This is a genomic window from Phascolarctobacterium sp. ET69 (assembly GCF_023336935.1).
Classification (GTDB): Bacteria; Bacillota; Negativicutes; order Acidaminococcales; family Acidaminococcaceae; genus Fusicatenibacter_A; species Fusicatenibacter_A intestinipullorum.
Genome location: NZ_JAMBLR010000004.1, coordinates 73,938 through 98,022, shown reverse-complemented (window position 1 = coordinate 98,022; position 24,085 = coordinate 73,938). Strand labels below are relative to the sequence as shown.

Here is a 24,085-nt window from a genome sequence, read left to right as displayed (position 1 = left end):
CCCGATACTCAAAGTACCGGGGATTTTTGTTTTAGTGTAAATTTAAGTTTAGTTTGCCGCTGCGGGTTTGTTGTTTTTGCGCTCACGCATTTTAATCCACATCGGGCCTGCAAGGCAAATGGAAGTATAACCGCCGCTTGCAAAGCCAACCAGCATTGCAAACATAAAGTTATGAATGGTTGCGCCGCCATAAAGGAAAATTACCAATACGGCAAACAGCGCGGTGGATTCGGTATAAACGGTACGGGTCATGCACTGCCAGATACTGGTTTCAACCAGTTCCTCCAGTCCTTCGCTGCGGCGGTGCAGTTTAAGGTTTTCGCGGATACGGTCGAAAATAACAACCGTGCCGTTGATGGAAAAACCTACAACTGTTAAAAGTGCTGCAACAAACGAAGAATCAAGCTCCATCTGGAAGAAGGAGAAATAACTGATGGTTACAAAAACGTCGATTACAAGTGCCGCTACCGCCGCTACCGCAAAGTTAAATTCAAAGCGGTAAGTAATGTACACAATCATCAAAAGCCACGAAAGCACAACCGCCATGGCAGCCTGCTCAATCAGTTCCTCGCCGATTGTGGCGCCGATATTTTCCATACGGTTAATCTGATAGTTGCCTAAAGCTCCCTGCATATCGCTTACTGCGGCACGAAGCTGGTCATCTTCTACAAGGCCGGTACGGATAAGCACGCTTTTGGATTTTTCGTTGTTGGTGCTGTTTTCAAGCTGGATAATGCTGTTGCCCATGCCATGCTGGCTAAGCACATCGCGCACCTGCGAAACGGTAACTTCGTTTTCAAAAGTAAGGTCAACAATACTGCCGCCGGTAAAATCAATGCCCATATTAAAGCCGCGCGTAAAAATGGAAATTACGCCGATAAACAATACCAGCAGGGTTAACCCCATGAAATATTTAAAATGCTTAACAATAAGAAATCTCATTATTTAGCCGCCTCCTTTTTGGGATATTTAACTCCGTAAAGGAAGCCGTTTTTGGTAAGGTTGCTGGCGAGCAAAAAGTTCATTAAGAATTTGGTTACCGTAATGGCGGTAAACATACTCAGCACAACGCCAAGGCCCAGCGTTACGGCAAAGCCTCTGATTGGGCCGGTGCCGAGGTAGAACAAAATTACAGCCGCAATAAGGGTAGTAATGTTGGAGTCGAAAATGGTTACAAACGCACGGGAGAAGCCTTTATCCATTGCGGAGCGCAGGGTTTTGCCCGCTGCAACTTCTTCTTTAAAATGCTCAAAAATAAGCACGTTGGCGTCAATCGCCATGGCAATGGAAAGGATAATACCCGCTATGCCAGGCAAGGTAAGCGTTGCATCAAGGTAACGCATAATTAAAAGCAGAAGCATTACATACAAAAGCAGTGCAATATCCGCTACAACGCCCGGAATTCTGTAAAAGAGCAGCATAAAGGCAAAAATGCCGATGATAGCAATGGAGAATGCCACAACGCTCTTTTCTTTGGAGTCCTGGCCTAAAGTCGGGCCAACGGTACGGTTTTCCATAACTTCAATTTTAACAGGCAAAGAACCGCTGCGCAGCAAAATTGCCAGATGCTCGGCTTCTTCCATGTTGCGAGAGCCGGAAATCTGCGCTTTGCCGCCGGTAATTGCTTCCTGTACAACAGGGCTTGTCAGCACTTCGCCGTCAAGCAGAATGGAAATCGGGCGGCCGATATTGCGTGCAGTCAAATCGGCAAATTTAGCGCCGCCTTCATCGGTAAACTCCAGCCCTACAACGGCCTGGCTGCCGCTGCCCGTCATCTGGGCGCGCGCATCACGCAAATCCTTGCCGGTTAAAACAGTGGTGCCGTTAATGTCTTTAAACTCCAGCATAGCCGTACGGCCAAGCATGTTAATGGCCTGGTCCGGGTCTTTAATGCCGGGCAGCTCCACAATAATGCGGTCTTTGCCCTGACGCTGGATAACCGGCTCCGTTAAACCGAGTTCGTTAACACGTCTTTCAATAATTTTTACAGTTCTGTTCAAAGCATCGTCGTCAATCTTCGCTTCCGGTGTTTCTACCGCCTGCAGCACAACATGCGTGCCGCCCTGAAGGTCGAGGCCCTGCTTGATGGAATTAGCCAGCGGATTAATATACATAATAAAACCGCCGATAATGGCCAATGAGATGATCAGAAATTTTCCTAATTCATTCCATCTCAAAATTATTGCCCCCTTTATTTTTTTATAAAAATTACCTGCATTTTGCTGCCTGCGATTCGGTGATAATATAATCCATTAATACATCATGCTCATCGCAGATTATTTTACCGCGCAGCAAAATATCGTAAGTAATACCTGTTTTAACCGCATTTGCGCACTGCGGCAGAAAACGGTCGTAATAACCCGCGCCCATGCCCATGCGCCCGCCTTTTAAATCAAAGCCAAGGCCCGGCACAAGCACAAGGCCGATGCCGGAAGGATTAACGGCCTGCGGTTCGCCCTGCGGAATACGGATGCCGTACGCGCCTTCTTTAATGCAGTTTAAACTGTCTAATTTTACGGCCTGCATGGAATGAGGGCCCGTTACAACAGGAACGCACACCGTTTTGCCGTCAGTAAGCGCCTGCGAAATAACGCCATCGATATTCACTTCATTGCCGAAGGCAAGATAGGCAAATACAGTTCCGGCATCGCGGTATGCCGCAGTACCCAGAATTTTACGGCAGATACTGCTGCTTTTTGCGGCCACTTCTTCCTTAGAAAGCCGATTGCGCAAAGATTTGAGCTCTTTGCGCAATTGATTTTTATCCATTATTACTTTTCGGCCATTTCCTGTTTGGCAGGGTCCTGATAGGCGCTGATTGCCGTGCGCAGGAATTCAACTTCCACGTTTTCACAAACTTTAAGAACGACTTTCTTTTCGCTCAGACGGGTAATAGTGCCATACATGCCGCCGACAGTGACAACTTTGTCCCCTTTCTTCAAAGATTCAAGCATGCGCTGTCTTTTCTTTTCTTCTTTTTTATGCGGTCTGTCAATCATCCACCAAAAGATAAACGCCAAAATAAGAAAAGGCCAAACACCGCTAAAAAAGTTCACCAGATCAAAACCTTGCATGGACTTACCTCCTAAACCTTTTTACTTATATCTCTTATTCTAATTTATTTACACAAAAATAGCAAGTTCTACTTTTTACCCACGGTAATTCGCAAGGTACGCTTCGCGGAATTCCGGGAAACGGTCCTCGGCAATAGCCTGCCTGATTTGCCTTGCAAGGTCAAGCAGGAAATATAAATTATGAATGGTTAACAGCCGCAGCGCAAAAAGTTCTTCCGCCTTAAACAGATGCCTGATATATGCGCGTGAAAAGTTGCGGCAGGTATAGCAGCCGCAGCGCTCGTCAATCGGGCGGAAATCTTCGGCATAGGTTTTGTTGCGCACCACAAGGCGTCCCTCCGGCACCATGGCCGTGCCGTTGCGCGCTACCCTTGTCGGGAACACGCAGTCAAACATATCAACGCCCAGATTTACGCCTTCAATAATGCAGTCCGCCGTGCCTACGCCCATTAAATAACGGGCTTTATTCTTGGGCAGGTGCTGCGTTGTTTCGCCCAAAATATCATACATCATGGGCTTTGGTTCGCCAACGCTTAAACCGCCGATGCCGTAACCTGCAAAATCCATGTCTGTTAAACTATCGGCGCTCATTTTGCGCAAATCCTTGTACATGCCGCCCTGCACAATGCCAAAAAGCGACTGGTCCTCACGCGTATGTGCTTCAAGGCAGCGTTTTGCCCAGCGCGTGGTGCGTTCCGTTGATTGTTTGGCATAATCGTAATCAGCCGGGTAAGGAATACACTCGTCAAAGGCCATAGCGATATCCGCGCCCAGTGCTTCCTGCACCTGCGTGGCAATTTCCGGCGAAAGGAACTGTCTGCTGCCATCAATATGCGAGCGGAAGGTTACGCCTTCTTCCTTTATTTTGCGCATTGCGCCGAGGCTGAACACCTGAAACCCGCCGCTGTCCGTCAGCATGCCGCGTTTATAGTTCATAAATTTGTGCAGCCCGCCGGCTTTTTTTACAAGCTCATGCCCGGGGCGCAAAAACAAATGGTAAGTATTGGAAAGTATTACCTGGCTGCCCATATCGTACAGTTCTTCCGGCGACAGGGTTTTTACTGTTGCCTGCGTGCCGACCGGCATAAACATCGGCGTTTCAAATGTGCCGTGCGGCGTGTGCAGGCGGCCAAGCCGCGCACCGCTGCGGCTGCATTCTTTAATAAGTTCGTAAGTAACAGCGTGCATTATTTACCTCCGCTTTTATAAATTATCGGTAATGAACATGGCATCGCCGAAGGAGAAGAAGCGGTATTTCTGTTTTACTGCTTCTTCGTAGGTTTTAAGCATAATTTTGCGCGTCGAAAGCGTGGAAACCAGCATTAAAAGCGTGCTCTGCGGCAGATGGAAGTTGGTTACAAGCGCATCTATCATTTTAAATTTGTAACCGGGGTAAATAAAAATATCAGTCCAGGCTGCGCCCGGTTTAATAATACCGTTGCCGGCGGTTGCGGCGGCTTCCAGCGTACGCACAGCCGTTGTGCCTACCGAAACAATGCGCCTGCCCGCGGCTTTGGCCTTGTTAATGGCGTCTGCCGCTTCGGGCGTAATGGTGTAAAATTCTTTATGCATAACATGGTCTTCAATATTTTCCACGCTTACGGGACGGAAAGTGCCGAGGCCGATATTAAGCGTTACGAACACTTCTTCGCAGCCCATGTCTTTTACTTTCTGCAAAAGTTCTTTGGTAAAGTGCAGCCCGGCAGTAGGAGCTGCGGCACTGCCCTTATCGCGGCTGTAAACGGTCTGGTAACGCTCCTTGTCTTCAAGCTGCTCGGTAATATACGGCGGCAGCGGCGTTTCGCCAAGCCTGTCCAAAATTTCTTCAAACACGCCTTCAAATTTAAAACGGGCAATGCGTCCGCCAAATTCGGTGTTGTCAAGTATTTCGCAGCTTAAATCCTCGCTGAAATTTATTACAGCGCCGGTACGCAGGCGGCGGCCCGGTTTTACCAAAACTTCCCAGTCGGTTGCGTTAAGGCGCGTCAGCAAAAATACTTCGGCTTTGGCGCCGGTATCTTTCACGCCGTGCAAACGCGCGGGAATAACTCTGGTATCGTTAAACACCAGTAAATCATCAGGGCGCAGGTAATTGGGCAAATCATAAAAATGGCGGTGTTCCATTTTGCCCGTTTCCTTATCAACAACCAGCAATCTGGAATGGTCACGCGGTTCCATAGGCGTCTGCGCAATCAGTTCCTGCGGCAAATCATAATTAAAATCGCTTACTTGCATTTTTTCTCCACACTTTTCAATAAATTTTTGTTACAACTGTATTTCTGTAATAATAACGCAAAATATTTTTATAATATCCGGGCGTATTGCCTTCGTCATTGGCAAGCTGGCGCGCTCCCCACAGGCTTAAGCCAAGCCCGCTGCCGCTGCCGCGCCCTTTAAAAATAACTTTTTCCCCGTCAACGCCGCTGATAAGTTTAATGCTTCCGGCAATGCCGTTTTCGCTTTTCTCCTTATCCTTCAGCTCTATTTCTATTTCTTTGCGGCCAATTTCCATGCCGTAATAATTTTCGATAGGTACATCAAGCTGTTTGGGAATGGGCCTTGTAACTTCAATTTCAAACAATGTGCTTGGCAGCGAAAAAAGCTCGCGTACCACGGCGGCAGGCACAACAATGTTGCCCTTGCTGCCCGCAAAGCCCACGCTTATTACGCGCCCGGTATCCGTTCTGTCGGATGCGCCCGGTTTTTCCGGCGAAAGGCGTATGCTTTCAATCTGGCCTATATCATACCCGCCGCGCAGCAAACCGGAAGAAATATTCTGGGCGTCAAAAGAACGCTCCCATTTATAATCCGGCGCGTCGGAGTCATAATCTTTTACGCTTTTTAAATAAGGCTTGGGGAAAACTTCGCCGTAAACATCGGCGCTGTCTTCCGTATAACCGCCGCTCGACTCCGTATAAAGCGTCATGGCGGGCCTGCCGCCGTAAAGCACCACTTCGCCGCGCGTGCTGTCAATCAGTTTATTAATATCGCGCTTTTCCATATCCGTGCCGCTGTAAACATAATCTTTTTCTCCGGCACGCACGTCATAGTAATAATTGTTGTTTTCCGCAAGCCACAGGGCATAGCTGCGCATGGCAACGGCCTGCGACTTAATGGCTTCATCCGGAAAATATACCGGCACGGTGCGCCCCACCACGCTGTAAAGATATTCATCAACAGGCAGCACGTTGCGCACTATAAGGTTTTTGCGGTCCGGCGCAAGCATAACTTCTATATTGCCGCGGTAAGTTTTTTTGTTTACTTTTACATGGTTTACACCGTCTGCCTTAATGCGCAGCACAACGTTGCCAAACTCCTGCCCGTCGGCATTAACGCTGCCGTTTGCGGCATTAAAATAATAACTGCCCGCTTTAAACAAAAATTCTTTGCGCACACTGCCGTTAACAACCGTCTGCGCTGTAAAATCGGTTTCGCTTGCCAGTTCGGCAGTAAACTGCCCCGTCACAAGCCCTACGGAAATTTGAGGTGCAGCCAGCGCCGCAGGTGCTCCCACCAGCATCATCATAAACAGCAGAGCGGCATATAAAATTCTCATCGGCTGCCTCCTTGCGTTAATCTTTCTTTTTAGGCTTCTTCTCGTAACGGTCACGTTCGCTGAACACGCAGCCGCAGTACGGCTGGCGGTAAAGCTCAAGCTCAAGGCTTATATCTACGCCGCGCTGGTAACCCTCGCGGAAATCTTCATAATAAAACGGAATGTCAAATTCCGCAGCAGCTTCCTCTGCCAGTTTTTTAATAAGCTCGTGCTTCTGGTATGGGCTTACAAGCAGCGTTGTGCTGAAAGCATCATAACCGTTTTCCTTAGCGTATTGGGCTGCATAGCGCATACGCGTACGGTAGCAGTAAATGCAGCGGCAGCCGGGTTCATCAAGCATGCCGCGCACACATTCTTCCAGAGGATAGCTTTTATCAACCGTTAAACGGTATTTTTTCTTTTCGCACAGTTCGCGCAGGGCGGCTATGCGGCGTTTAAACTCTTTGTAAGGATGAATGTTGGGATTAAAAAAGATAATGTCAAAATCAATGCCGTCTGCTGCCAGCTTTTCGGTTGGATAACAGGCACACGGCCCGCAGCAGGCATGAAGCAAAAGTTTCATATCAGCGCCCCTCCTTCTGATAAGGCACACCAAGATACCTGTATGTTTCGCGTGTGGCTATGCGTCCGCGCGGCGTACGCTGAATAAGCCCCAGCTGCATAAGGTACGGTTCGATAACATCTTCGATAGTATCGCTTTCTTCGCTTACGGCTGCCGCAATGGTTTCTATGCCCACCGGCCCGCCGCCGAAGGTTTTTACAATGGTCTGCAAAATGCGGCGGTCATTTCGGTCAAGCCCGTACTTGTCAACTTCAAGGCGCGACAGGGCTTCGTCCGCCACCTGCTCCGTAATGCTCTGCGCCCCGGCAACCTGCGCAAAATCGCGCACGCGCTTTAACAGGCGGTTGGCAACACGGGGCGTGCCGCGGCTGCGCCTTGCAATGGCCTGCGCGCCTTCACGTTCAATGGCTACGCCCAAAATTTCCGCAGCGCGCTCTATAATAAAGCACAATTCATCAGGTTTATAAAACTCCAAACGGCACTGCACGCCAAAGCGGTCACGCAGCGGCGCAGCAATAGCGCCAAGGCGGGTAGTTGCGCCAATAAGCGTAAACTTCGGCAAATCAAGGCGTACACTGCGCGCGCTCGGCCCTTTGCCGATAATAATATCCAGCGCAAAATCCTCCATGGCAGAATACAAAATTTCTTCTACCGTTTTGGAAAGGCGGTGAATTTCATCGATAAAAAGCACGTCGTTTTCGCCAAGGTTCGTCAGTATCGCCGCCAGGTCGCCCTGCCGCTCAATCGCCGGGCCGCTTGTTATGCGGATGTTTACGTTAAGCTCGTTGGCAATAATGTTGGCAAGCGTGGTTTTGCCAAGGCCCGGAGGCCCGAACAAAAGCACATGGTCAAGCGCTTCGCCGCGTTCTGCCGCCGCCTTAATAAAAACCTGCATATTCTGTTTTACCTGGTTTTGCCCGATATATTCGGCAAGACGGCGCGGACGCAGGCTGTACTGCCAGCCGTCGGCATCCTGTTCCCTGCCGGTAATAATTCTTTCCTGCTCGTTCATTATTTCCTCCCGGCAAATACCTTAAGCACATGTTTAATAATTTCTTCGCACGGCATTTTTTCGTAGCCTTCAACGGTTTTCAGTGCCGGTACAATCTCGCTGTTGCTGTAACCAAGCGCCTGCAAAGCTTCAATGGCTTCGCCCACTGCCGTTTCGGGCACATCGCCGCTCTGCGGGTAAAATACCGTATCAATAATTTCATCCCCGCCGGAAATTTTATCCTTCAGCTCCAAGAGCAGCCTTTCAGCCGTTTTTTTGCCAATGCCCGGCAGCTTGGTCAGCGCTTTCATATCACGGTTCTGCACCGCCATATAAAAATCATCCGGCTTTACAGCCGATAAAATGCCCAGCGCCACTTTAGGCCCAACGCCGCTGACAGCTATTAACAGCACGAATAAATCGTAATACTGTTTTTGCAGAAACCCGAACAGCAAAATGGCGTCCTCGCGCACGGAAGTATAAATATGCACGAGCACCTCGCTGCCAAGGGAAAGCGCCGCCAGATTGGCCGAAGGCATAAACACGCGGTAGCCTACCCCGCCCGGCGTTTCTATCAAACAATATTCATTTGCCAGTTCTGCAACTTTGCCTTTTATTGAACCAATCATTTACTTTAACTCCGTCCATCTTCTTGTTGCCGCCGTATGCAGCCCGCAAACGGCAATCGCCAGCGCGTCGGCAACGTCGTCAGGTTTTGGTTTTTCGCGCAGGTTTAAAAGATGCTGCACCATAAACTGCACCTGTTCTTTATTGGCGCTGCCAAAGCCTACAACGGCCTGTTTAACCTGTATCGGCGTAAATTCCATAACAGGCAGCCCGCGGTTGGCGGCGGTTAAAAGCACAACTCCGCGCGCCTGCCCTACGCTGATAGCCGTTGTTACGTTGCGGTTAAAAAAGAGCTGCTCCACGCTCATAATATCCGGGTGATAGGTGTCTATCAGCTCCGTAAGCCCGTCGTAAATCTTTTTTAGCCGCATCTCCGGCAGCATATCTTTATCCGTAAACACTGCGCCGTAATGCACCGGCCGCAGCCTGTTGCCAATCATTTCAACCAGCCCGAAGCCGCAGATTGCCGTGCCCGGGTCAATTCCGATTGCCAGCATAACAAAACTCCCGTCTTATATAAAGCAGGCAGGCCTTTTAAGCCTGCCCCCTAAAAAATCAATTATTCTTCATCATCATCCGGCAGGTCTGCGTTGGTGTATACATCCTGCACGTCATCAAGGTCATCCAGCAAATCAAGCATTTTCTGCACTTTGGCAACGCCTTCTTCGTCAAGCTCTGCCATAGTATCCGGAATCATGGTGATTTCTGCCATGGCAACTTCAACGTTGTTGTCGGCAAGCGCTTTTTCAACAGCGTCAAAATCTTCCGGCTGGGTAATGATTTCAAAGCCGCCTTCTTCGCTCTTAACGTCCTCGGCGCCAGCGTCAAGGGCAATCATCATCAAATCGTCTTCGGTCAGGCTTTCGTTTTCCTCGCCGTCGATAGTAAATACGCCTTTGCGTTTAAACATCCAGTTTACGCAGCCGGTTTCGCCCATGTTGCCGCCGGATTTACTGAATACGTGGCGCACATCGGCAGCGGTGCGGTTGCGGTTGTTGGTAAGGGTAGATACCATAACGGCAACGCCTGCCGGGCCGTAGCCTTCGTAGGTAATTTCTTCGTAGTTGCCGCCTTCGGCAGCACCCTGTCCTTTTTTAATGGCACGCTGAATGTTGTCTTTCGGTATATTGTTGGCCTTAGCTTTGCTGAGTGCCAGTTTTAATCTCATATTGCCGGTAGGGTCAGGGCCTCCCATCTGCACAGCAATGGTAATTTCTCTGCCGATTTTGGTGGTAATTTTACCGCGCGCAGCATCGGCTTTGCCTTTTTTGTGTTTGATATTAGCCCATTTAGAATGTCCGGACATAACTGATTCCTCCTAAAAACTTAACTGGTAATTTACCATAATACATTTAATTATTATACTACAACGTGCCGGGCATTTCAATAATTTATGCGGCGCGTATTGCCGCGGCATTTTTAATATTTTCTTTGGCCGCGCGCCTTGTACTGTATGCGCAGGCTATTGTATAATAATAGCGGTGATGAAATGAAAATATTTTTGTGGCTGCTTGCCGCTGCGTTTCTGGCGGCCGGTATTTACCAAAAAGAATATATGCAAGTGCTGAACAAAGCAATTTTAATCTGCCTGGAGTGCATCGGCATTGGTTAGGCGCAGCGTTGTTCAGCTTTTATCGGCGCTTTTGCATAACGCCAACCTGCCGGGCTTTATCACCGGGCGTATCTGGCAGGCGCAGCCCAAAAGCGTATGCGTGCCGGTATTAAACTGCTATTCGTGCCCCGGCGCGCTGGGGGCCTGCCCAATAGGCTCGCTGCAAAGCACCCTTGCTGGCACGGCGTTAAAGTTTCCGTTTTACGTTGTGGGGCTTCTGCTTTTATTCGCGCTGTGTTTAGGGCACGTTATCTGCGGCTGGCTGTGCCCCTTCGGGCTGGTGCAGGATTTGTTATACAAAATCCCCTCGCCCAAGCTGCACAAAAATGCCTTTACGCAAAAGCTGAGCCTGCTGAAATATGCCGTTGCCGTTATCTTTGTGCTTCTCTTACCGGTATACTTCTGGTGGCAGGACGGCGTCGGCGCACCGGCGTTCTGCAAATACATCTGCCCCGCAGGCACACTGGAAGCAGGGCTGCCGCTGTTGGCACTTAACGCAAACCTGCGTGACGGCATTGGGCTTTTGTTTGGCTGGAAGTTTTTATTAATGCTTGCAATTTTGGGCGCGTGCGTATTTATTTACCGCCCGTTCTGCCGTTTTTTATGCCCGCTCGGCGCATGGTACGGCCTATTTAACAAACTTTCTGCCTTTGGCATTACGGTAGATAAAGCAAAATGCACCGGCTGCAATGCCTGCGTGCGTTTCTGCAAAATGGACTGCCAAAAAGTAAACGACCGCGAGTGCATCAACTGCGGCGAATGTAAAAAAATCTGCCCGGAAGGGGCTATAAATTTTAAAACTAAATTTTAGGAGTGGTTAAATGTTTACTTTAAAAAAATTCTTGCTCATTACCGCTGCCGCAGCCGTTGTAGGCATTGGCGCAGCACTTGTGTGGACGCATTACCAGGCAGGCAACATTAACGAAGCCGCCGCACAATCAGTTAACACCGAAGCGCCGGATATTACCGTAACCGCCATGGACGGCACAGAAGTAAAACTTTCTTCTCTGCGCGGCAAAACAGTGTTTGTAAACTTCTGGGCAACCTGGTGCGGCCCCTGTATGCAGGAAATGCCCGAAATGAACAAAATTTACCCGGATTACAAAGATAAAATTGAGTTTTTTGCCGTAAGCATTGATGATTCGCGCAGCGATTACGAAAAATATGCTGGCGAAAGCGGCTTTGCCTACCCAATGTACTGGGGCGACAAAAACGCCATTGTTAAAGCCTACGGCTTGCAGGGCATACCTGCCTCCTACATTGTTGACAAGTACGGCACCATTACCAAATCGCATATCGGCGGCATGAAAGAAAAAGAACTGCGCGCCTTTTTGGACAGCGGGCTGTAAAGAATTATATAAAAACGAAAGCAATACTGCTTTATATAAGTGGTATTGCTTTTATTTTTTATTTATAACAAAATAACCTGTTTTATCTTTGCTTTATACGTGTACACGTGTTATAATTTAAATGTCAGGAGGAAACCAAATGGTCACAATGAAAGACAAAGAGCTTTTAAAGCTGTTATTAAAAAATGGATGGCAGTTATCAGAAATTAAAGGCAGCCATCACATCCTTACAAAAAACGGAAAAATAGAAGTAATCCCTGTACACGGCAAAGATATGAAAATAGGCTTACTTACTAAAATACTAAAACGCACAGGTTTAAAACAAAAGGAGTGATAAAAATGTTATTGATATATCCGGCAATTATTCATGAAGATGACGACGGTTTATGGCTTGAATTTCCCGATCTTGAAGGCTGCCAGACACAGGGCGATACACAGCAGGAACTTTTGGCCAATGCTGCCGAAGCACTTGAAGGATATGCGCTGTGCCTTTTAGAAAACGGGCAAAAACTTCCGTCTGCAAGCAATCCAACCAAAATACGTCTTGAAGATGAAAACTCCTTTATATCCTTAATTCAAACCAATGTTGATTTATCCAAACACACAAAGTCTGTTAAAAAAACTTTAACCATTCCGGCATGGCTTAATGAGCGTGCATTAGCCGAAAAAATAAACTTTTCCAGTGTTTTGCAAAATGCACTTCTTAAAGAACTAAAAATAGGCTGAAAAATACCGTCCTTGAATAAAACAAGGACGGTATTTTAATTTACTTTAAGAGATATTTTACTTTACTTCAATGTTCGTAAATTTCTTTAAAATAAGAAAGATTGCACTGTCCGGCTCTGAAAAATGCTGCTGCTCACTTAGAACGTCCAGCGCATGCCGGCACTCCACTGCCACGGAGTAGCAACATCGCCGCCATAAGTTTTTTACTACATCGGCATATACATAGCTGTTTTCGCTTGTTTTGTAGTTAAAGCCAATTCCCGCTTCGCACCAGGTATCGCCAATATCCTGATGATAACTGTTTGTTAAACCTTTATAGCTTAAATAAGTATCGGCGCTGCCTGCAAAATCGTGCAGCAGGCTTGCTTTGGCGTAAATACTGCCGCTGTCGCTGATGCGTTTGCCTACTTCAAAGCCTACGCGCCCTACTGCGCTTTCAAGGCTGTCCTGATTAACTTTGATACCGTTGTTGGTGGTGTAATCTTCGCCGCCGATACGCATTAAGGTAAACTGCGCCTGCGGCGTTACATACCAGCCGCCGTCAAGGTCAACTTTCATGCCGTATTCACCGCTTAAGCTGGTTCCCCACGCATCATAATCGCCGCTGGTGTGCCCTGCTTCGGTGTAGATGTCAAAGTCGTTGCTTAACCTGCCCTGTTTAAGTACGATATCGGCATAATGACCTTTATCACCCAGCCAGGTGCCGTACAGGCTTAAAGATGTGCTGCGGTTTTCGCCGTCGCCATGGGTGTAAGTTGTCTGTCCGTCATTATGGCTTACTGCCGCGCCGTAATGCCAGCTGCCTGCCGCCCAGTCGTAACCCATCTGGAAGAAGTTATACTGGTTTTTATATTCGCCGTTATATTCAAATTCGCCGCGGCTCATACGCACCCAAATGCCCTGTCCGCCGTCGCTCTCGCGTAGTTCGCCAAGGCGCTGGCTTAAGGTGCTGTCCTCCTGCCGCCAAGCCACAATAGCTGTTGCGGCAAGATTTTTCATTGCATCCATGGTTTGAGTTGTTCTGTTGCCACCGGTAATATTGGTTACATAACCCTGATTATTACCATCAAACATTAAATCGGCACTTGCTTCCGGTGTAATAAGCCCTTCTTTTACTGTTACTTTGCCGCCAAGGTTACCGTCATTAGCAACATAAACAATTTTTTCGGCAATAGCATTTAAATTTTCTTCCGTTTTTTCAATATCAAGTGTATTTACGGTATTATTAATTACACCTAAATTAACAGAAGAACCTGCTTCTGCTGTACCAATAGTTACATCACCGGTATTGGTAAAATCCAAAACACCGTTGTTATCAGTATTTTCCGCTTTAAAATTAATATCGCCGCTGCCTGTATAATTGCGTATACCTATAGTACCAGCATTATTATGTTCAACAACACCATTATCCATTGACAAATTTGTTAAAAGTGAACCTCCAGCAAAACCAGTTGTCCTCCATACAGCACCATCATGAAGTGCCAAATCTGCAACTGCATCATTATTAGCAATAAAAATATCGCTTTCAATTAAGCTATCTGCACCGGTAAAATTCAAATTAACATAACCTTTATCCCCATCTGTTCCTATTCCTGACTGAATATCGCCCTTAATCACACCATGTACTGCATTTTCAGCAGTATTTGACAGTTCAGCTTTAGAAATATCTACAACACTATCTTCCTGAGCAAAAATAGCAACTGAAGCCTGTCCACTAGTTTCAATATATACATCATCTCTAAAATTAACTATAGCATCCATATCATCATCAAAAGTAGCTGCTCCTGAACAAAAAACACCTACGGCCATTCCAGCAGGGTTATTAACTGTTATTTTAGTTTCATCATTAAAAGTCAAAATATTGTTTCCATCATCAGGATTACTAATTATAGATATAACACCTGCTATCGGAGATGAAACAGAATTTGCATTAAAAATCAAATCAACAGTTTTATTGAATACTGTTTCAGAACCATATGACGTATGTATAGCAGCTGCTATACCATTACTTGTTTTAGTAATATTACTAGTTAAATTAATAACGGCTTTTACATCACCATTAAATTCAATTTTATCACCGCTAAGATATAGTGCAGAAACTTCATTATTGCAATCAGAATTAACTTCAATATTTATATCTCCATTAAATTTTGTATTAGAGTAAGCATATATACCATAAGCACCATCATAATGCGAAGTGCTATTTAAATTATTACTTACCGTAATTCCTAAATCAGGGTTAATGACTGTTTCTGTTGGTATTTGTGAACTTATATCAATACCAACAGCTCTTTCCCTACCGTTAGCAATGATGTTTAATTTTGCATCATCACTTCCATTAATTATCATATTATTATCTTCTATCTTAACGCCAGTAACATCATTAGTCATATTTTCGGCATTAATAGAAACATTTCCATTAAGTGTAACGGTTAATTCTTTATCAGAACTATCTATACCAATATTATCAACATTAAGAACATCACCATTATTAAAAGTAATATCATCCTTTATGGTTTCCGTATACTCAGCCGCCAGCGCCGTATTTGCCGCCAGCACGCCGCCTGCCAAAACGCACAACAAAATTTTAGAGCGTAAATTCTTTTTCATAAAAATACCTCCCCCGTTGTTACGTGGAGGAGGAAATTACTCGTCAGGTTCTCTTTTTTAGTTCTGCGCGAAGCGCAGTTCCCCCCAGCGAGATTTTACACTTTTATTATACCATACGCAAGCGTTTTTTAAAAATTTTTGTTTGAAAATTTATGCAAAGTTGTTTGCATTTTTATATTAAAACAGCTTTGTTGTTAAATTTATTTTACACTGCTGCCATACCATGTACAGTATTGACAAGCCTGTTGTTTACGGCTACACTAACGGTAGCGGCTGTTTTTGGGCAGCAATTTTTATTTTACAGGAGCTAAATAATGCCTGCTTTAACCAGTACTAAAAATAAAACCAAGGATTTAACGCACGGGCCTATTGGCAGGCAGCTGTTTTGGTTTTCGCTGCCGCTTTTTGCGGGCAGTTTAATTCAGCAGCTTTACAGCACGGTCGATTTAATTTTTGTCGGGCGTGTTTTGGGCAAGGATGCGGCCGCCGCGGTAGGCGCCAGCACTTTTATAATTATCATTATTCTGGGCTTTTTTATCGGTCTTTCCGTTGGCATAGGCGTTATAGCCGCACGCGAATTTGCCCGCGGCGAGTTTGAAAATCTCAGCCGCGTTGTTCACTGTACGGCGGGGCTTACCATAATATTTTCTATTGTGTTTACCATACTTGGCATAATATTTGCGCCAACTGTTTTGGAGCTGATGAACACTCCGCCCGAAATTATGCACTGGGGCACGGTTTACATCCGCCTGTTTATACTGAGCCTGTTTTCCATTGTAAGTTATAACGTTGGCAGCGGCATTTTAAGGGCTTTGGGCAATTCGCTTTCACCGATGATTTATCAGCTTATAGGCGGCATAGCCAATGTTATAGGCAATTTTTTGTTTGTATATTACTGGAACTTTGGTATTTCAGGTTCTGCAATGGCAACGGTTGTTTCGCAGACGCTGGCGGCAGGGCTTGTAATTTACCATTTATATAATATGGACGCGCGCTACTGCCTGCGTTTTAAAAAGATTACCCTTGATTTGCCGCTGGCGCGGGAGATTTTCCGCATTGGCATACCGGCAGCCATTCAAACCATTGTAATTACGCTTTCGAACATTGTTGTGCAAACCAACATTAACGGGCTGGGCGTAAACAGTATTGCGGCTTACGCAGCTTATTTTAAGGTAGAAAACGTTATTTACCTGCCCATTATGGCACTTGGGCAGGCCTGCTCCACCTTTATCAGCCAGAACGTGGGCGTTGGCAAAATTATGCGCAGCAAACGCGGAACTGCCATTTCCATTTATTTCGGCCTTGCGGTTACTGCAGTAAGCATCAGCCTGGTGCTGTTTTTTGCAGATTTTGCTTTCGGCATGTTTACAGATGACGCCGAGGTTATCGCTATCGGCAGCAGCATTGCTTTTGTTATTATGCCGTTTTACTTCTTATATGTTTTCCTCGAGGTACTTGCTTCGTCAATCCGCGGCAGCGGCAGCACTTTGCCGACAATGTTTATTATTCTGGTAAATATGTGCGTTATCCGCATTGGCGTATTAAAATTAATTATGTATTTTAACCCCACTGCTGACGGCGTGGCGTGGGTATATCCCATTACGTGGGTGTTTACCGTTGCCTGCCTGTACTGGTATTACAGAAGCGAACGCTGGAACCCGGTTAAGGTTCTTGCCAAACCTGCCGTTTAGTTTATTAAAAAATTTAACCCCGCATACATACAGCAGCAATTTATTTGCCGTATGTGTACGGGGTTTATTTTTTACTGGTTTTTTAAGCTTTTATAAATATAGTGGCAGGCGCCAAAAAGCAGCACTGCATAAACAAGCAGTATTGCCGCCGAAGTTATGCTGAATGGCGCGCCGCTGTTAATGCCACGCAATAGGCTGCTGGCGTGCGTTAAGGGCAAAAGCTCTATAACAAATGCTGCGGCATGCGGCAGCCTGTCGGTTTTAAAAAATGTGCCGCATAAAAAAGACATTGGCAAAAGCAGATATGTGTTAAAGCGCGCCATGTCTTCAAAATTGCGTACTATAAGGGCTGCGCAAAAACCTGCTTCGGCAAAAATTACGCAGTTTAACGCCAAAACTGCTATAAACAAAGGCGTAAGGGCAAGTTTTGCGCCAAAAAGCCATGCCAGCACTACAATAATTGACGATGAAATAAGCCCGCGCAGCACTGCCGCCAAAATTTTGCCAATTATAAACCCGGAGGCGGAAATAGGCGCCAGCAGGTATTCTTCAAGCGATTTATGGTATACCCTTTCCGTGCACAGCGGCGTAAGGCTGTTAAAGGCAATGTTCATGGAATTTAACGCCAAAATGCCCGGTACGATAAAATCGAGATATGAACCGCCGCCCGTGTTAACGCTGCGGGCAAGGCCCCAGCCGAAAGCCACCATATAAAGCACCGGCGCAACCATGCGGCTTAAGATAAATTTTAACAGCCTGTGGCGCAGCACAATCCAGTCGCGCCAAAATACCGTTGCTATATCCTGTATCATTTTATTGCCCTTCCCGTCAGTTCTATAAATACGTCTTCCAGATTTGTACGGCGTATAAAGGCGGCGCTGTCAAGCTCTGCCGCAAAGGCCGCCGCTTCGCTGCGCTGCGCAAAAAAGCGGTACTGCCTTGCGCCGTCTGCGTCCCATTCTGCCGTAAAGCTGCCAAGCTGCCTGCAAAGTTCCGTGGGGCTGCCTGTTTTTACCAGCCTGCCGTCGTTTATAACGGCAACCCTGCCGCATAAATTTTCGGCTTCTTCTATATAATGGGTTGTAAGCACAACGGTCACGCCTTCGCGGTGCAGGGTGCGTATTAAATCCCATATGCGGCGGCGTACCTGCGGGTCAAGCGCAACGGTAGGTTCGTCCAGAAACAGCACTTTCGGGCGGTGTATTAACGCGCGCACTATCAAAAGGCGGCGCTTCATTCCGCCTGAAAGCGCCTTTATGCTTTCTCTGCGCCGCTCCTGCAAGCCAACATACTCCAGCAGTTCATCTATGCGGGCATGGCGCTCTTTTTCGGGCAGATGATGCAGCCGCCCGTGCAGCTCCATGTTTTCCCATACGGTTAAATCCTGGTCAAAATTAATGTGCTGCGGCACTACGCCTATTTGCGATTTTACAAATGTTTCGTTGGCAAAAGCGTTTTTGCCGTCATATAAAATCTCACCGCCGCAGGGGCGCATAAGCATTGCCAGCATGCTTACAAGCGTTGTTTTTCCTGCCCCGTTAGGTCCCAAAAGGCCAAAAATTTCTCCGTCATTTATTGCAAGGCTTAAATTGTCTATGGCTGTTTTAACCGTTTTGCCGCCGTTTTTGCCTTTTGTTTTAAATTGCTTTTTTAAATTAATAATTTCTATCATATTATTTGTTCCTTAATGCAAAAGGAAAAATTACTTCATCCTGCGCACCGTTTTTGTATACTGCGGCTTCAACGCCGAAAACTTCCGCCAGATTGGGCGGAGTAATTATTTCTGCCGGGCAGCCGCCTGCAAAAACGCCTTTGTTTTTTATTATAACAACATCATCCGCATAAAGCCGTGCGTGATTTATATCGTGTATTACCATAATAACCGTCATGTTTTCCTGCGCGTTAAGTTCGGTAATAATCTGCATAATTTCCAGCTGATGCGCAATATCAAGGTAAGTTGTTGGTTCGTCAAGCAAAAGAATCTGCGGCTGCTGTGCCAGTGCCATGGCAATCCACGCACGCTGGCGTTCGCCGCCGGAAAGCGTTGCCACAAAACGCCCGGCAAGATGCGCAATATGCGTTTTCTGCATGGCGGTTTCAATAATTTCCGCATCGTTTTTGCCTTCGCGTTTAAAAAGCGAGCGGTACGGAAAACGCCCGCAGGCAACAAGCTCGCGCACCGTTAAATCGGCCGGAGCCGTTACGCCCTGCGGCAAAATGGCAAGCAATTCTGCAATTTTGCGCCGCGGCATGTTTTTCATATCGGCGCCGTTTAACAGCACTTTGCCGCTGTAATTGCGGTTTAACCCTGCCACAGCCCGCAAAAGCGTAGATTTGCCGCAGCCGTTTGGCCCTATGATGGCAGTGCGTTTTCCTTCGCGGAAGTTTATATTAATATTTTGCAAAATAGTGTTTTTGCCTATGGAAATGCTTAAATTTTGTACCGAAACAGAAGCCATTTTACAACTCCTTTCTCAGTAAAAACAAGAAGAAAGGTGCGCCGAGCGCCGCCATAAAAATGCCCACCGGCAGTTCAAGCGGTGCAAAAGCCACACGGGCCAGCGTATCGCTGTAGGTTACAACGGCTATGCCCAAAAGTGCAGACGACGGAATTAAAAAACGGTAGTCAGAGCCTGTTAAAAGCCGCACCGTATGCGGAACAATAAGCCCCACAAACCCGAGCAGCCCGGCAACGGAAACAGCGCTTGCCGCAAGCAGCGCGCCGATAGCCGTAAAAACAAGCCGCACAAGCTCAACATTTACGCCAAGCCCTTTGGCTACATCATCACCAAGCTGTAAAATGTTTAAATAGCGCGCCCCGCAAACCGCAAGTATAAACCCAATAACAGCATAGGGCAGTATAATTTCAACATGGGGCCAGGAACGTGCCGCAAGGCCGCCCACCATCCACATCAGCGCGCCGTGTACCCTGTCGCTGTAAAGCACAAGTATGGCCGAAATGCCAGCGCCCAGAAAACTTGATACGGCAACACCTGCTAGCACAATACGCAGCGGGCGGATGCCGTTTTTCCACGCCAGAATATAAATGCAGGCTGCGGCAAGCATGGCGCCGCAAAACGCAGTTGGTACAATTAAATATTCCAACGCCGGAAACAGGACTATAACAAAAATGCCTGCCAGCCCCGCGCCGGAAGAAATGCCGATAATATGAGGGTCTGCCAGCGGATTTTTCATTACCGCCTGCAATACCGCACCGCTGACAGCAAGGTTCATGCCCACAAGTGCTGCCACAATGGCTCTTGGCAGGCGTATATTCAGCAAAATCTGCCGGCTGGCATTATCCCCGCCGCCGTTTAAAATATCGCCCATGGCAGATATCGGTATTGCCACCGCGCCGCTGAGCACGCTGCATAAAAAACCGCCTGCCGCCAAAACAGCAAATGCCGCAAGCATTAAAACGCGCCATTTTTCTATTGCCATACCAAATTTTTTATGTTCGTTTACAGCATTCATAACCAAAAATCCTATTCAAATTTTTCCGGATAAGCTAATTTAGCCATATATTCTGCCGCCTGCGGGTATTTTATGCCGGGGCTTAACAAAAACAGCTCCTGCGGCAAAAAGTAAACATGCCCGCTGCGCACTGCCGCCAGGCTTTGCCATGCCGGGCTTGCGCTGATGCTTTTCAACATGGCGTCCTGCACGGTTTCCAGCTTGCCCATGCTGGTAATGTAAATAATATCGGGGTTGGCGGCAACGAGTGTTTCCAAACTGTAAGGCGCCGCCGTAGAATTGTTTTCCAGGGGCATGCTGCCTGCGGCGATATTGGTAAAGCCCAGCAGCTGCGCCGTACTGCCCGCAATGCTGCCTTCAAGCTGCACCGTTACGTTCTGAGCCGTGCTGTGCAATATGGCAATTCGCTTGCTTTCCTGCGGCATTTTTTCCCTTACGGCGGCAATGCGTTCATCCATATCTTTGTTAAGTTCTTCTGCTTTTGCTTCATTACCGGTTATTTTGCCCAATACGCTTACGGTGTTTTTTACCTGCGCGTAAGTACGCATTTCCAAAACTATAACCGGAATATTATTTTCTTCAAAATTGTGCACGAATTTATCGTTCATGTCTTTATAGCAAATTACCAGGTCAGGATGAGCGGCAATTACTTTTTCGATATTAACATTATAAACGTTGCCTACCTCCGGCAGCGACTTATATTTTTCGCTGATGCCCGTTTTTGCCGCCACACGGGCTGCAAGGCCTGCATCAAGCTTTTCCAGTGGTTCCAAAAAAGAGGCTGAAAGCGGCACAATTTTTTCGGCACGTTTTTTAAGCTTACCGTTCTTCCGTTATCGTCCGTTACCGTAATTTTGGCGGCGGTGTCTTTTGGCACGCTGTTTTTACTGCTGCCGCATCCGGCAAGGGCAAACATTGCCGTTAAAAGTATTAAACCGGTTATAAACAAGTATTTTTTCATGGCTGTGTTCCTTAAAACAAGTATTTTTATAAAAGCACAATTAGCTATGCGGCACAAAGGCCGCATAGCTGTACTTAAATTATATCACTAACTGTAATTTTATTAAATTATTTTTCAGCAACAAGTGCGTCCCATGCTTCGTTGGCATGCTCAACAAACAGGCTGCGCACGTTTTTATTTTCGCCTATTCCGTGAATGTAGGTATTTACTTTAAAGCCTTCTTTTTGCAGAATGGTCTTATGCGAATCTTCTTCATCGCCTGCCATATCGTTGTTGGCATGGTCGCCCGCAACCATCATCAGCGGCATTAAAGTTACGTTTTTAACGCCTTTTTCTTTCAGTTTGGGAATAACATTTTCCAGACGCGGCCAGCCTTCAACGGTATAAATCATTACTTTGCCGCCATATAAAGCGTCAAGCCTATCCTGCATTACGGCATAATAAGCGTTGGAAGGGTCGGGCGTGCCATGTGCCATTACCAGCACGGCATCTTTTTTGCCCATTTTTGGAAGCTGTGAACCGATAGCTGCCATAGCTGCTTCCACGTCATCGGCCTGCCCTTCCTGCCCCATCCAGTACATTAAAGGCGTGCCCATGGTTATCTTTTTAAACTGGGTTTTATACATATCGTAAACGGCTGTTTTATAAGCATATTCCATACCCGGAATTACATCCAGCGAAGTAAGCGCCACGCGGTTGTAGCCTTCCGCTTTCAACTGTTCCAAAGCCTGTTCCGGCGTCGGCACCGTAAGGTCTTCGTTGGCTTTTACCCTGTCGATAATGATGTGCGAAGTAAATGCCAGCACAACCTTTGTTCCCGGGTGGGCGGCTTTAATTTCGTTTACGGTTGCCTCAATGGTTTTTGCCCTTGTATCGGGGAAAGTAGTGCCAAAACTCATAACAAGAATGGCGTCCTTATCCGGCTGAGCCAAAAGTGCCGGGTCGGTAGTGGTATAAGTACGCACGCCAATCTGCGAAGCCTGCAAAAGCGCAGGCGTAGGTGCTTTAACTTCTTCACTTAAACTGTAAGCTGCCATAGTAGTTGCCGATACCCCCGTTAAAACCATACAAGTAATTGATGCTGCCAATAATTTTTTCCATTTAAACTGCATTTTCAATCATCCTTCCTGCGTTATATATTTTCCTGTCTTACAAGGCAGGCAGAAAGCAAAATTTATCAGAACATAAAGTACAGTTCGCTGAAGATGGTTTGTGCATCTTCATTGCTAAAACTAAAGATTTTTTCATTGCGGATTCCTCCTAAAAATAAAAAATACACAAATTCCGCTGCCTGTGAAAAAGGAAGCGCAAATTTGTGTATTGTAGCCTTAAATGCACATCACCTGCAACCTTGCCGTCCCTCGCAGCAGCCGGAAGCGTTAAGGGCAGCGATCTGACTTACGCTTTGCAGCGCTCACAGTGGCGTGACCGTGCCGGAATTACACCGGCTTCCCTTGATTTAAGCAATTAAGCACCCTTAACATACAATATTAACTTATGCAGCTATTATAGCACTTGTTACTATTAAGTTCAATACATTTTATAACTTTTTTATCAATTAATTTTGTAACCTTTTTATTAGGTTTGTACTTAAGATATATATTTTTATTTGAACAGTTATTTAAATAATGCAATATTACTTAGCTTGCTTCAAATTATAAAAAGGTACGGTTGCTCCCACGTTACTCCCAATGAGGTGCGGTTTTCAACTCCCACACAAAAACAAAAAAAGGCGCAGAACCAGTCTGCGCCTAAGTTTGCAAGTGGCAGGGGCAGTAGGAATCGAACCCACAACCAACGGTTTTGGAGACCGCTACTCTACCAGTTGAGCTATACCCCTAAATAAAATGGAGCGGAAAACGAGATTCGAACTCGCGACCCCCTCCTTGGCAAGGAGGTGCTCTACCACTGAGCTATTTCCGCATTGGCGACCCGGATGGGACTCGAACCCACGACCTCCGCCGTGACAGGGCGGCATTCTAACCAACTGAACCACCGGGCCTCATGTCAGTGTCCTGACAGATATAAATATTACCATAAAAATTTATTTAATGCAAGTCTTTTTGTAAAATTTTCTTAATTTGCTTTTTTATTTACATGCCGGCGTGCCAAAAATGTTTTTAAGTTTTTTGCAGCCATTTATGCTATAATGTTATTCAGATAATTTACCGTTTCATATTTAACTATACAGGAGGTTACCTTTATGCTTACAGCCCCGGACTGGGCTCTTGGCAGCCGCTATCTGCGTGAAAACGCACCTGAACTTATTCCGTTTATTGAAAAATACGGCCCTTGCAATTTACAGCCGGAAGCTCCGGAAAAATATTTTGGCACGCTTGTTACCGGTATCATTTCCCAGCAGCTTCCGCCGGATGTCAGCCTGGCAATGGTTAAACGCCTGGAAGAAACCGTCGGAACGCCCATAACGCCGGAAGCAATAGCCTCTGCCGCCGAAAGCGATTTATGCAGCTGCGGTATTATGCCGCAGAAGGTAATGTATCTTAAAGGCTTTGCCGAAGCGGTTTTAAACGGCGAAGTTACAATGGATAAATTTGCCGGTATGACCGACAGCGAAATTACCAAGCAGCTGATAAAAATAAAAGGGCTTGGCCAGTGGACAGCGGAGATGTTTTTGCTTTTAGCGCTGTGCCGCACCGATATTGCCCCTACCGCCGATTTTATTTTTCAAAAACGTGTTAAAGAAATTTTTAACCTTAACGCTATGCCCAAACGCAAGCAGATTCTGGAACTGACAGAACACTGGCGCCCGTGGCGTTCGCTTGCCGTATGGTATTTATGGCAGGAAAAATAACCCAAAAACAAAAAGGCTGTGCCGTAAAATAATTACGGTG

26 protein-coding genes, 3 tRNA genes and 1 riboswitch are annotated in these 24,085 nt (G+C 46.6%); of the genes, 7 read left to right on the top strand and 22 right to left on the bottom strand.

All coding sequences use genetic code 11. The features are described 5' to 3' along the window. Positions 1–48: 48 nt before the first annotated feature. From secF to M3079_RS07360, 12 genes are all read right to left on the bottom strand, one after another. Positions 49–942, bottom strand: a complete 894-nt coding sequence (secF, locus tag M3079_RS07415) for a protein translocase subunit SecF (RefSeq protein ID WP_249078381.1) — start codon at positions 940–942, stop codon at positions 49–51. Continuing rightward, complete coding sequence (gene secD / locus M3079_RS07410; RefSeq protein ID WP_289521604.1) at positions 942–2,177, bottom strand: protein translocase subunit SecD; 1,236 nt, start codon at positions 2,175–2,177, stop codon at positions 942–944. Before secD ends, secF begins: the two co-directional genes overlap by 1 nt. 31 nt (positions 2,178–2,208) lie before the next feature. Next, the gene (locus tag M3079_RS07405; RefSeq protein WP_249078377.1) at positions 2,209–2,769 is read right to left on the bottom strand and encodes a 5-formyltetrahydrofolate cyclo-ligase; all 561 of its coding nucleotides are present in this window, start codon (positions 2,767–2,769) and stop codon (positions 2,209–2,211) included. Positions 2,770–2,771: 2 nt separating this feature from the next. After that, the gene (gene yajC / locus M3079_RS07400; protein WP_021716250.1) at positions 2,772–3,074 is read right to left on the bottom strand and encodes a preprotein translocase subunit YajC; all 303 of its coding nucleotides are present in this window, start codon (positions 3,072–3,074) and stop codon (positions 2,772–2,774) included. A gap of 75 nt (positions 3,075–3,149) precedes the next feature. Further along, positions 3,150–4,262 (bottom strand): tRNA guanosine(34) transglycosylase Tgt, encoded by a 1,113-nt coding sequence (tgt, locus tag M3079_RS07395; protein ID WP_249078375.1) that lies wholly within the window; start codon positions 4,260–4,262, stop codon positions 3,150–3,152. A 15-nt stretch (positions 4,263–4,277) separates the two neighbouring features. Continuing rightward, positions 4,278–5,309 carry a tRNA preQ1(34) S-adenosylmethionine ribosyltransferase-isomerase QueA gene (gene queA / locus M3079_RS07390; protein ID WP_249078373.1) on the bottom strand — a complete coding sequence of 344 codons (1,032 nt, stop codon included), beginning with the start codon at positions 5,307–5,309 and terminating at the stop codon, positions 4,278–4,280. A 16-nt stretch (positions 5,310–5,325) separates the two neighbouring features. Next, positions 5,326–6,630 carry a SpoIID/LytB domain-containing protein gene (locus M3079_RS07385; protein WP_249078372.1) on the bottom strand — a complete coding sequence of 435 codons (1,305 nt, stop codon included), beginning with the start codon at positions 6,628–6,630 and terminating at the stop codon, positions 5,326–5,328. Positions 6,631–6,646: 16 nt separating this feature from the next. Further along, the gene (locus tag M3079_RS07380; protein WP_249078370.1) at positions 6,647–7,192 is read right to left on the bottom strand and encodes an epoxyqueuosine reductase QueH; all 546 of its coding nucleotides are present in this window, start codon (positions 7,190–7,192) and stop codon (positions 6,647–6,649) included. A 1-nt stretch (position 7,193) separates the two neighbouring features. Further along, complete coding sequence (gene ruvB / locus M3079_RS07375; protein WP_021716256.1) at positions 7,194–8,204, bottom strand: Holliday junction branch migration DNA helicase RuvB; 1,011 nt, start codon at positions 8,202–8,204, stop codon at positions 7,194–7,196. Beyond that, positions 8,204–8,812 (bottom strand): Holliday junction branch migration protein RuvA, encoded by a 609-nt coding sequence (ruvA, locus tag M3079_RS07370; protein WP_249078367.1) that lies wholly within the window; start codon positions 8,810–8,812, stop codon positions 8,204–8,206. The genes ruvB and ruvA overlap by 1 nt, the downstream gene beginning before the upstream one ends. After that, the gene (gene ruvC, locus M3079_RS07365; RefSeq protein ID WP_249078364.1) at positions 8,813–9,307 is read right to left on the bottom strand and encodes a crossover junction endodeoxyribonuclease RuvC; all 495 of its coding nucleotides are present in this window, start codon (positions 9,305–9,307) and stop codon (positions 8,813–8,815) included. A 62-nt stretch (positions 9,308–9,369) separates the two neighbouring features. Beyond that, positions 9,370–10,116 (bottom strand): YebC/PmpR family DNA-binding transcriptional regulator, encoded by a 747-nt coding sequence (locus M3079_RS07360; RefSeq protein ID WP_021716259.1) that lies wholly within the window; start codon positions 10,114–10,116, stop codon positions 9,370–9,372. Between the two features lie 183 nt (positions 10,117–10,299). On the opposite strand from M3079_RS07360, the gene M3079_RS09420 reads away from it, so the two are divergent. The 5 genes from M3079_RS09420 to M3079_RS07340 all read left to right on the top strand — a co-directional run bounded on the left by M3079_RS09420 (position 10,300) and on the right by M3079_RS07340 (position 12,497). Beyond that, positions 10,300–10,422, top strand: coding sequence for a CD1871A family CXXC motif-containing protein (locus M3079_RS09420; RefSeq protein ID WP_283162460.1), 123 nt, complete (start codon positions 10,300–10,302; stop codon positions 10,420–10,422). After that, a complete protein-coding gene (locus M3079_RS07355) occupies positions 10,415–11,233 on the top strand; it encodes a 4Fe-4S binding protein (protein ID WP_249078362.1) in 819 nt (272 codons plus the stop codon). The genes M3079_RS09420 and M3079_RS07355 overlap by 8 nt, the downstream gene beginning before the upstream one ends. A gap of 10 nt (positions 11,234–11,243) precedes the next feature. Then, positions 11,244–11,771: a TlpA disulfide reductase family protein gene (locus M3079_RS07350; protein ID WP_021716261.1), complete on the top strand. Its 528-nt coding sequence runs from the start codon at positions 11,244–11,246 to the stop codon at positions 11,769–11,771. Positions 11,772–11,919: 148 nt separating this feature from the next. Beyond that, on the top strand, positions 11,920–12,105 hold the full coding sequence (locus M3079_RS07345) for a type II toxin-antitoxin system HicA family toxin (protein WP_044896897.1): 186 nt from the start codon (positions 11,920–11,922) through the stop codon (positions 12,103–12,105). A gap of 5 nt (positions 12,106–12,110) precedes the next feature. Continuing rightward, positions 12,111–12,497 (top strand): type II toxin-antitoxin system HicB family antitoxin, encoded by a 387-nt coding sequence (locus tag M3079_RS07340; protein WP_249078359.1) that lies wholly within the window; start codon positions 12,111–12,113, stop codon positions 12,495–12,497. 57 nt (positions 12,498–12,554) lie between these two features. Here M3079_RS07340 and M3079_RS07335 read toward each other — a convergent pair whose 3' ends face one another. After that, positions 12,555–15,107 (bottom strand): autotransporter outer membrane beta-barrel domain-containing protein, encoded by a 2,553-nt coding sequence (locus M3079_RS07335; protein WP_249078357.1) that lies wholly within the window; start codon positions 15,105–15,107, stop codon positions 12,555–12,557. 314 nt (positions 15,108–15,421) lie between these two features. Between M3079_RS07335 and M3079_RS07330 the strand changes: the two genes are divergently transcribed. Then, complete coding sequence (locus M3079_RS07330) at positions 15,422–16,798, top strand: MATE family efflux transporter (RefSeq protein WP_249078355.1); 1,377 nt, start codon at positions 15,422–15,424, stop codon at positions 16,796–16,798. 71 nt (positions 16,799–16,869) lie between these two features. On the opposite strand, the gene M3079_RS07325 is transcribed toward M3079_RS07330, so the two are convergent. From M3079_RS07325 to M3079_RS07285, 9 genes are all read right to left on the bottom strand, one after another. Beyond that, a complete protein-coding gene (locus M3079_RS07325; protein ID WP_249078353.1) occupies positions 16,870–17,610 on the bottom strand; it encodes an ABC transporter permease in 741 nt (246 codons plus the stop codon). Then, positions 17,607–18,470 carry an ABC transporter ATP-binding protein gene (locus M3079_RS07320; RefSeq protein WP_249078351.1) on the bottom strand — a complete coding sequence of 288 codons (864 nt, stop codon included), beginning with the start codon at positions 18,468–18,470 and terminating at the stop codon, positions 17,607–17,609. The genes M3079_RS07325 and M3079_RS07320 overlap by 4 nt, the downstream gene beginning before the upstream one ends. Before the next feature lies 1 nt (position 18,471). Beyond that, a complete protein-coding gene (locus M3079_RS07315; RefSeq protein WP_249078350.1) occupies positions 18,472–19,257 on the bottom strand; it encodes an ABC transporter ATP-binding protein in 786 nt (261 codons plus the stop codon). A gap of 1 nt (position 19,258) precedes the next feature. Further along, positions 19,259–20,272, bottom strand: a complete 1,014-nt coding sequence (locus tag M3079_RS07310; RefSeq protein ID WP_249078348.1) for an iron ABC transporter permease — start codon at positions 20,270–20,272, stop codon at positions 19,259–19,261. A gap of 11 nt (positions 20,273–20,283) precedes the next feature. Beyond that, positions 20,284–21,045, bottom strand: a complete 762-nt coding sequence (locus M3079_RS07305; protein WP_249078346.1) for an ABC transporter substrate-binding protein — start codon at positions 21,043–21,045, stop codon at positions 20,284–20,286. Between the two features lie 295 nt (positions 21,046–21,340). Further along, on the bottom strand, positions 21,341–22,345 hold the full coding sequence (locus M3079_RS07300) for a sirohydrochlorin cobaltochelatase (RefSeq protein WP_249078344.1): 1,005 nt from the start codon (positions 22,343–22,345) through the stop codon (positions 21,341–21,343). 254 nt (positions 22,346–22,599) lie between these two features. Next, positions 22,600–22,727: riboswitch (cobalamin riboswitch) on the bottom strand. Between the two features lie 270 nt (positions 22,728–22,997). Next, a tRNA-Trp gene (locus tag M3079_RS07295) sits at positions 22,998–23,073 on the bottom strand. An 8-nt stretch (positions 23,074–23,081) separates the two neighbouring features. After that, positions 23,082–23,156, bottom strand: a tRNA-Gly gene (locus M3079_RS07290). 2 nt (positions 23,157–23,158) lie between these two features. Then, positions 23,159–23,235: transfer RNA gene (locus M3079_RS07285), tRNA-Asp, on the bottom strand. 201 nt (positions 23,236–23,436) lie between these two features. On the opposite strand from M3079_RS07285, the gene M3079_RS07280 reads away from it, so the two are divergent. Beyond that, entirely contained in the window at positions 23,437–24,045 is a 609-nt protein-coding gene (locus tag M3079_RS07280; RefSeq protein ID WP_249078342.1) for a hypothetical protein, read from the top strand. Positions 24,046–24,085: the final 40 nt, after the last annotated feature.

What these genes read in the sequence shown, in the direction of transcription:
- M3079_RS07405 (WP_249078377.1), bottom strand. Translation starts at nt 2,769, where the DNA reads ATGGATAAAAATCAATTGCGCAAAGAGCTCAAATCTTTGCGCAATCGG.
- M3079_RS07350 (WP_021716261.1), top strand. Translation starts at nt 11,244, where the DNA reads ATGTTTACTTTAAAAAAATTCTTGCTCATTACCGCTGCCGCAGCCGTT.
- ruvC (WP_249078364.1), bottom strand. Translation starts at nt 9,307, where the DNA reads ATGCTGGCAATCGGAATTGACCCGGGCACGGCAATCTGCGGCTTCGGG.
- M3079_RS07280 (WP_249078342.1), top strand. Translation starts at nt 23,437, where the DNA reads ATGCTTACAGCCCCGGACTGGGCTCTTGGCAGCCGCTATCTGCGTGAA.
- M3079_RS07385 (WP_249078372.1), bottom strand. Translation starts at nt 6,630, where the DNA reads ATGAGAATTTTATATGCCGCTCTGCTGTTTATGATGATGCTGGTGGGA.
- yajC (WP_021716250.1), bottom strand. Translation starts at nt 3,074, where the DNA reads ATGCAAGGTTTTGATCTGGTGAACTTTTTTAGCGGTGTTTGGCCTTTT.
- M3079_RS07300 (WP_249078344.1), bottom strand. Translation starts at nt 22,345, where the DNA reads ATGCAGTTTAAATGGAAAAAATTATTGGCAGCATCAATTACTTGTATG.
- secF (WP_249078381.1), bottom strand. Translation starts at nt 942, where the DNA reads ATGAGATTTCTTATTGTTAAGCATTTTAAATATTTCATGGGGTTAACC.
- M3079_RS07360 (WP_021716259.1), bottom strand. Translation starts at nt 10,116, where the DNA reads ATGTCCGGACATTCTAAATGGGCTAATATCAAACACAAAAAAGGCAAA.
- M3079_RS07315 (WP_249078350.1), bottom strand. Translation starts at nt 19,257, where the DNA reads ATGGCTTCTGTTTCGGTACAAAATTTAAGCATTTCCATAGGCAAAAAC.
- M3079_RS07330 (WP_249078355.1), top strand. Translation starts at nt 15,422, where the DNA reads ATGCCTGCTTTAACCAGTACTAAAAATAAAACCAAGGATTTAACGCAC.
- M3079_RS07310 (WP_249078348.1), bottom strand. Translation starts at nt 20,272, where the DNA reads ATGAATGCTGTAAACGAACATAAAAAATTTGGTATGGCAATAGAAAAA.
- tgt (WP_249078375.1), bottom strand. Translation starts at nt 4,262, where the DNA reads ATGCACGCTGTTACTTACGAACTTATTAAAGAATGCAGCCGCAGCGGT.
- M3079_RS07325 (WP_249078353.1), bottom strand. Translation starts at nt 17,610, where the DNA reads ATGATACAGGATATAGCAACGGTATTTTGGCGCGACTGGATTGTGCTG.
- queA (WP_249078373.1), bottom strand. Translation starts at nt 5,309, where the DNA reads ATGCAAGTAAGCGATTTTAATTATGATTTGCCGCAGGAACTGATTGCG.
- M3079_RS07335 (WP_249078357.1), bottom strand. Translation starts at nt 15,107, where the DNA reads ATGAAAAAGAATTTACGCTCTAAAATTTTGTTGTGCGTTTTGGCAGGC.
- ruvB (WP_021716256.1), bottom strand. Translation starts at nt 8,204, where the DNA reads ATGAACGAGCAGGAAAGAATTATTACCGGCAGGGAACAGGATGCCGAC.
- M3079_RS09420 (WP_283162460.1), top strand. Translation starts at nt 10,300, where the DNA reads ATGAAAATATTTTTGTGGCTGCTTGCCGCTGCGTTTCTGGCGGCCGGT.
- M3079_RS07320 (WP_249078351.1), bottom strand. Translation starts at nt 18,470, where the DNA reads ATGATAGAAATTATTAATTTAAAAAAGCAATTTAAAACAAAAGGCAAA.
- M3079_RS07340 (WP_249078359.1), top strand. Translation starts at nt 12,111, where the DNA reads ATGTTATTGATATATCCGGCAATTATTCATGAAGATGACGACGGTTTA.
- M3079_RS07345 (WP_044896897.1), top strand. Translation starts at nt 11,920, where the DNA reads ATGAAAGACAAAGAGCTTTTAAAGCTGTTATTAAAAAATGGATGGCAG.
- ruvA (WP_249078367.1), bottom strand. Translation starts at nt 8,812, where the DNA reads ATGATTGGTTCAATAAAAGGCAAAGTTGCAGAACTGGCAAATGAATAT.
- M3079_RS07380 (WP_249078370.1), bottom strand. Translation starts at nt 7,192, where the DNA reads ATGAAACTTTTGCTTCATGCCTGCTGCGGGCCGTGTGCCTGTTATCCA.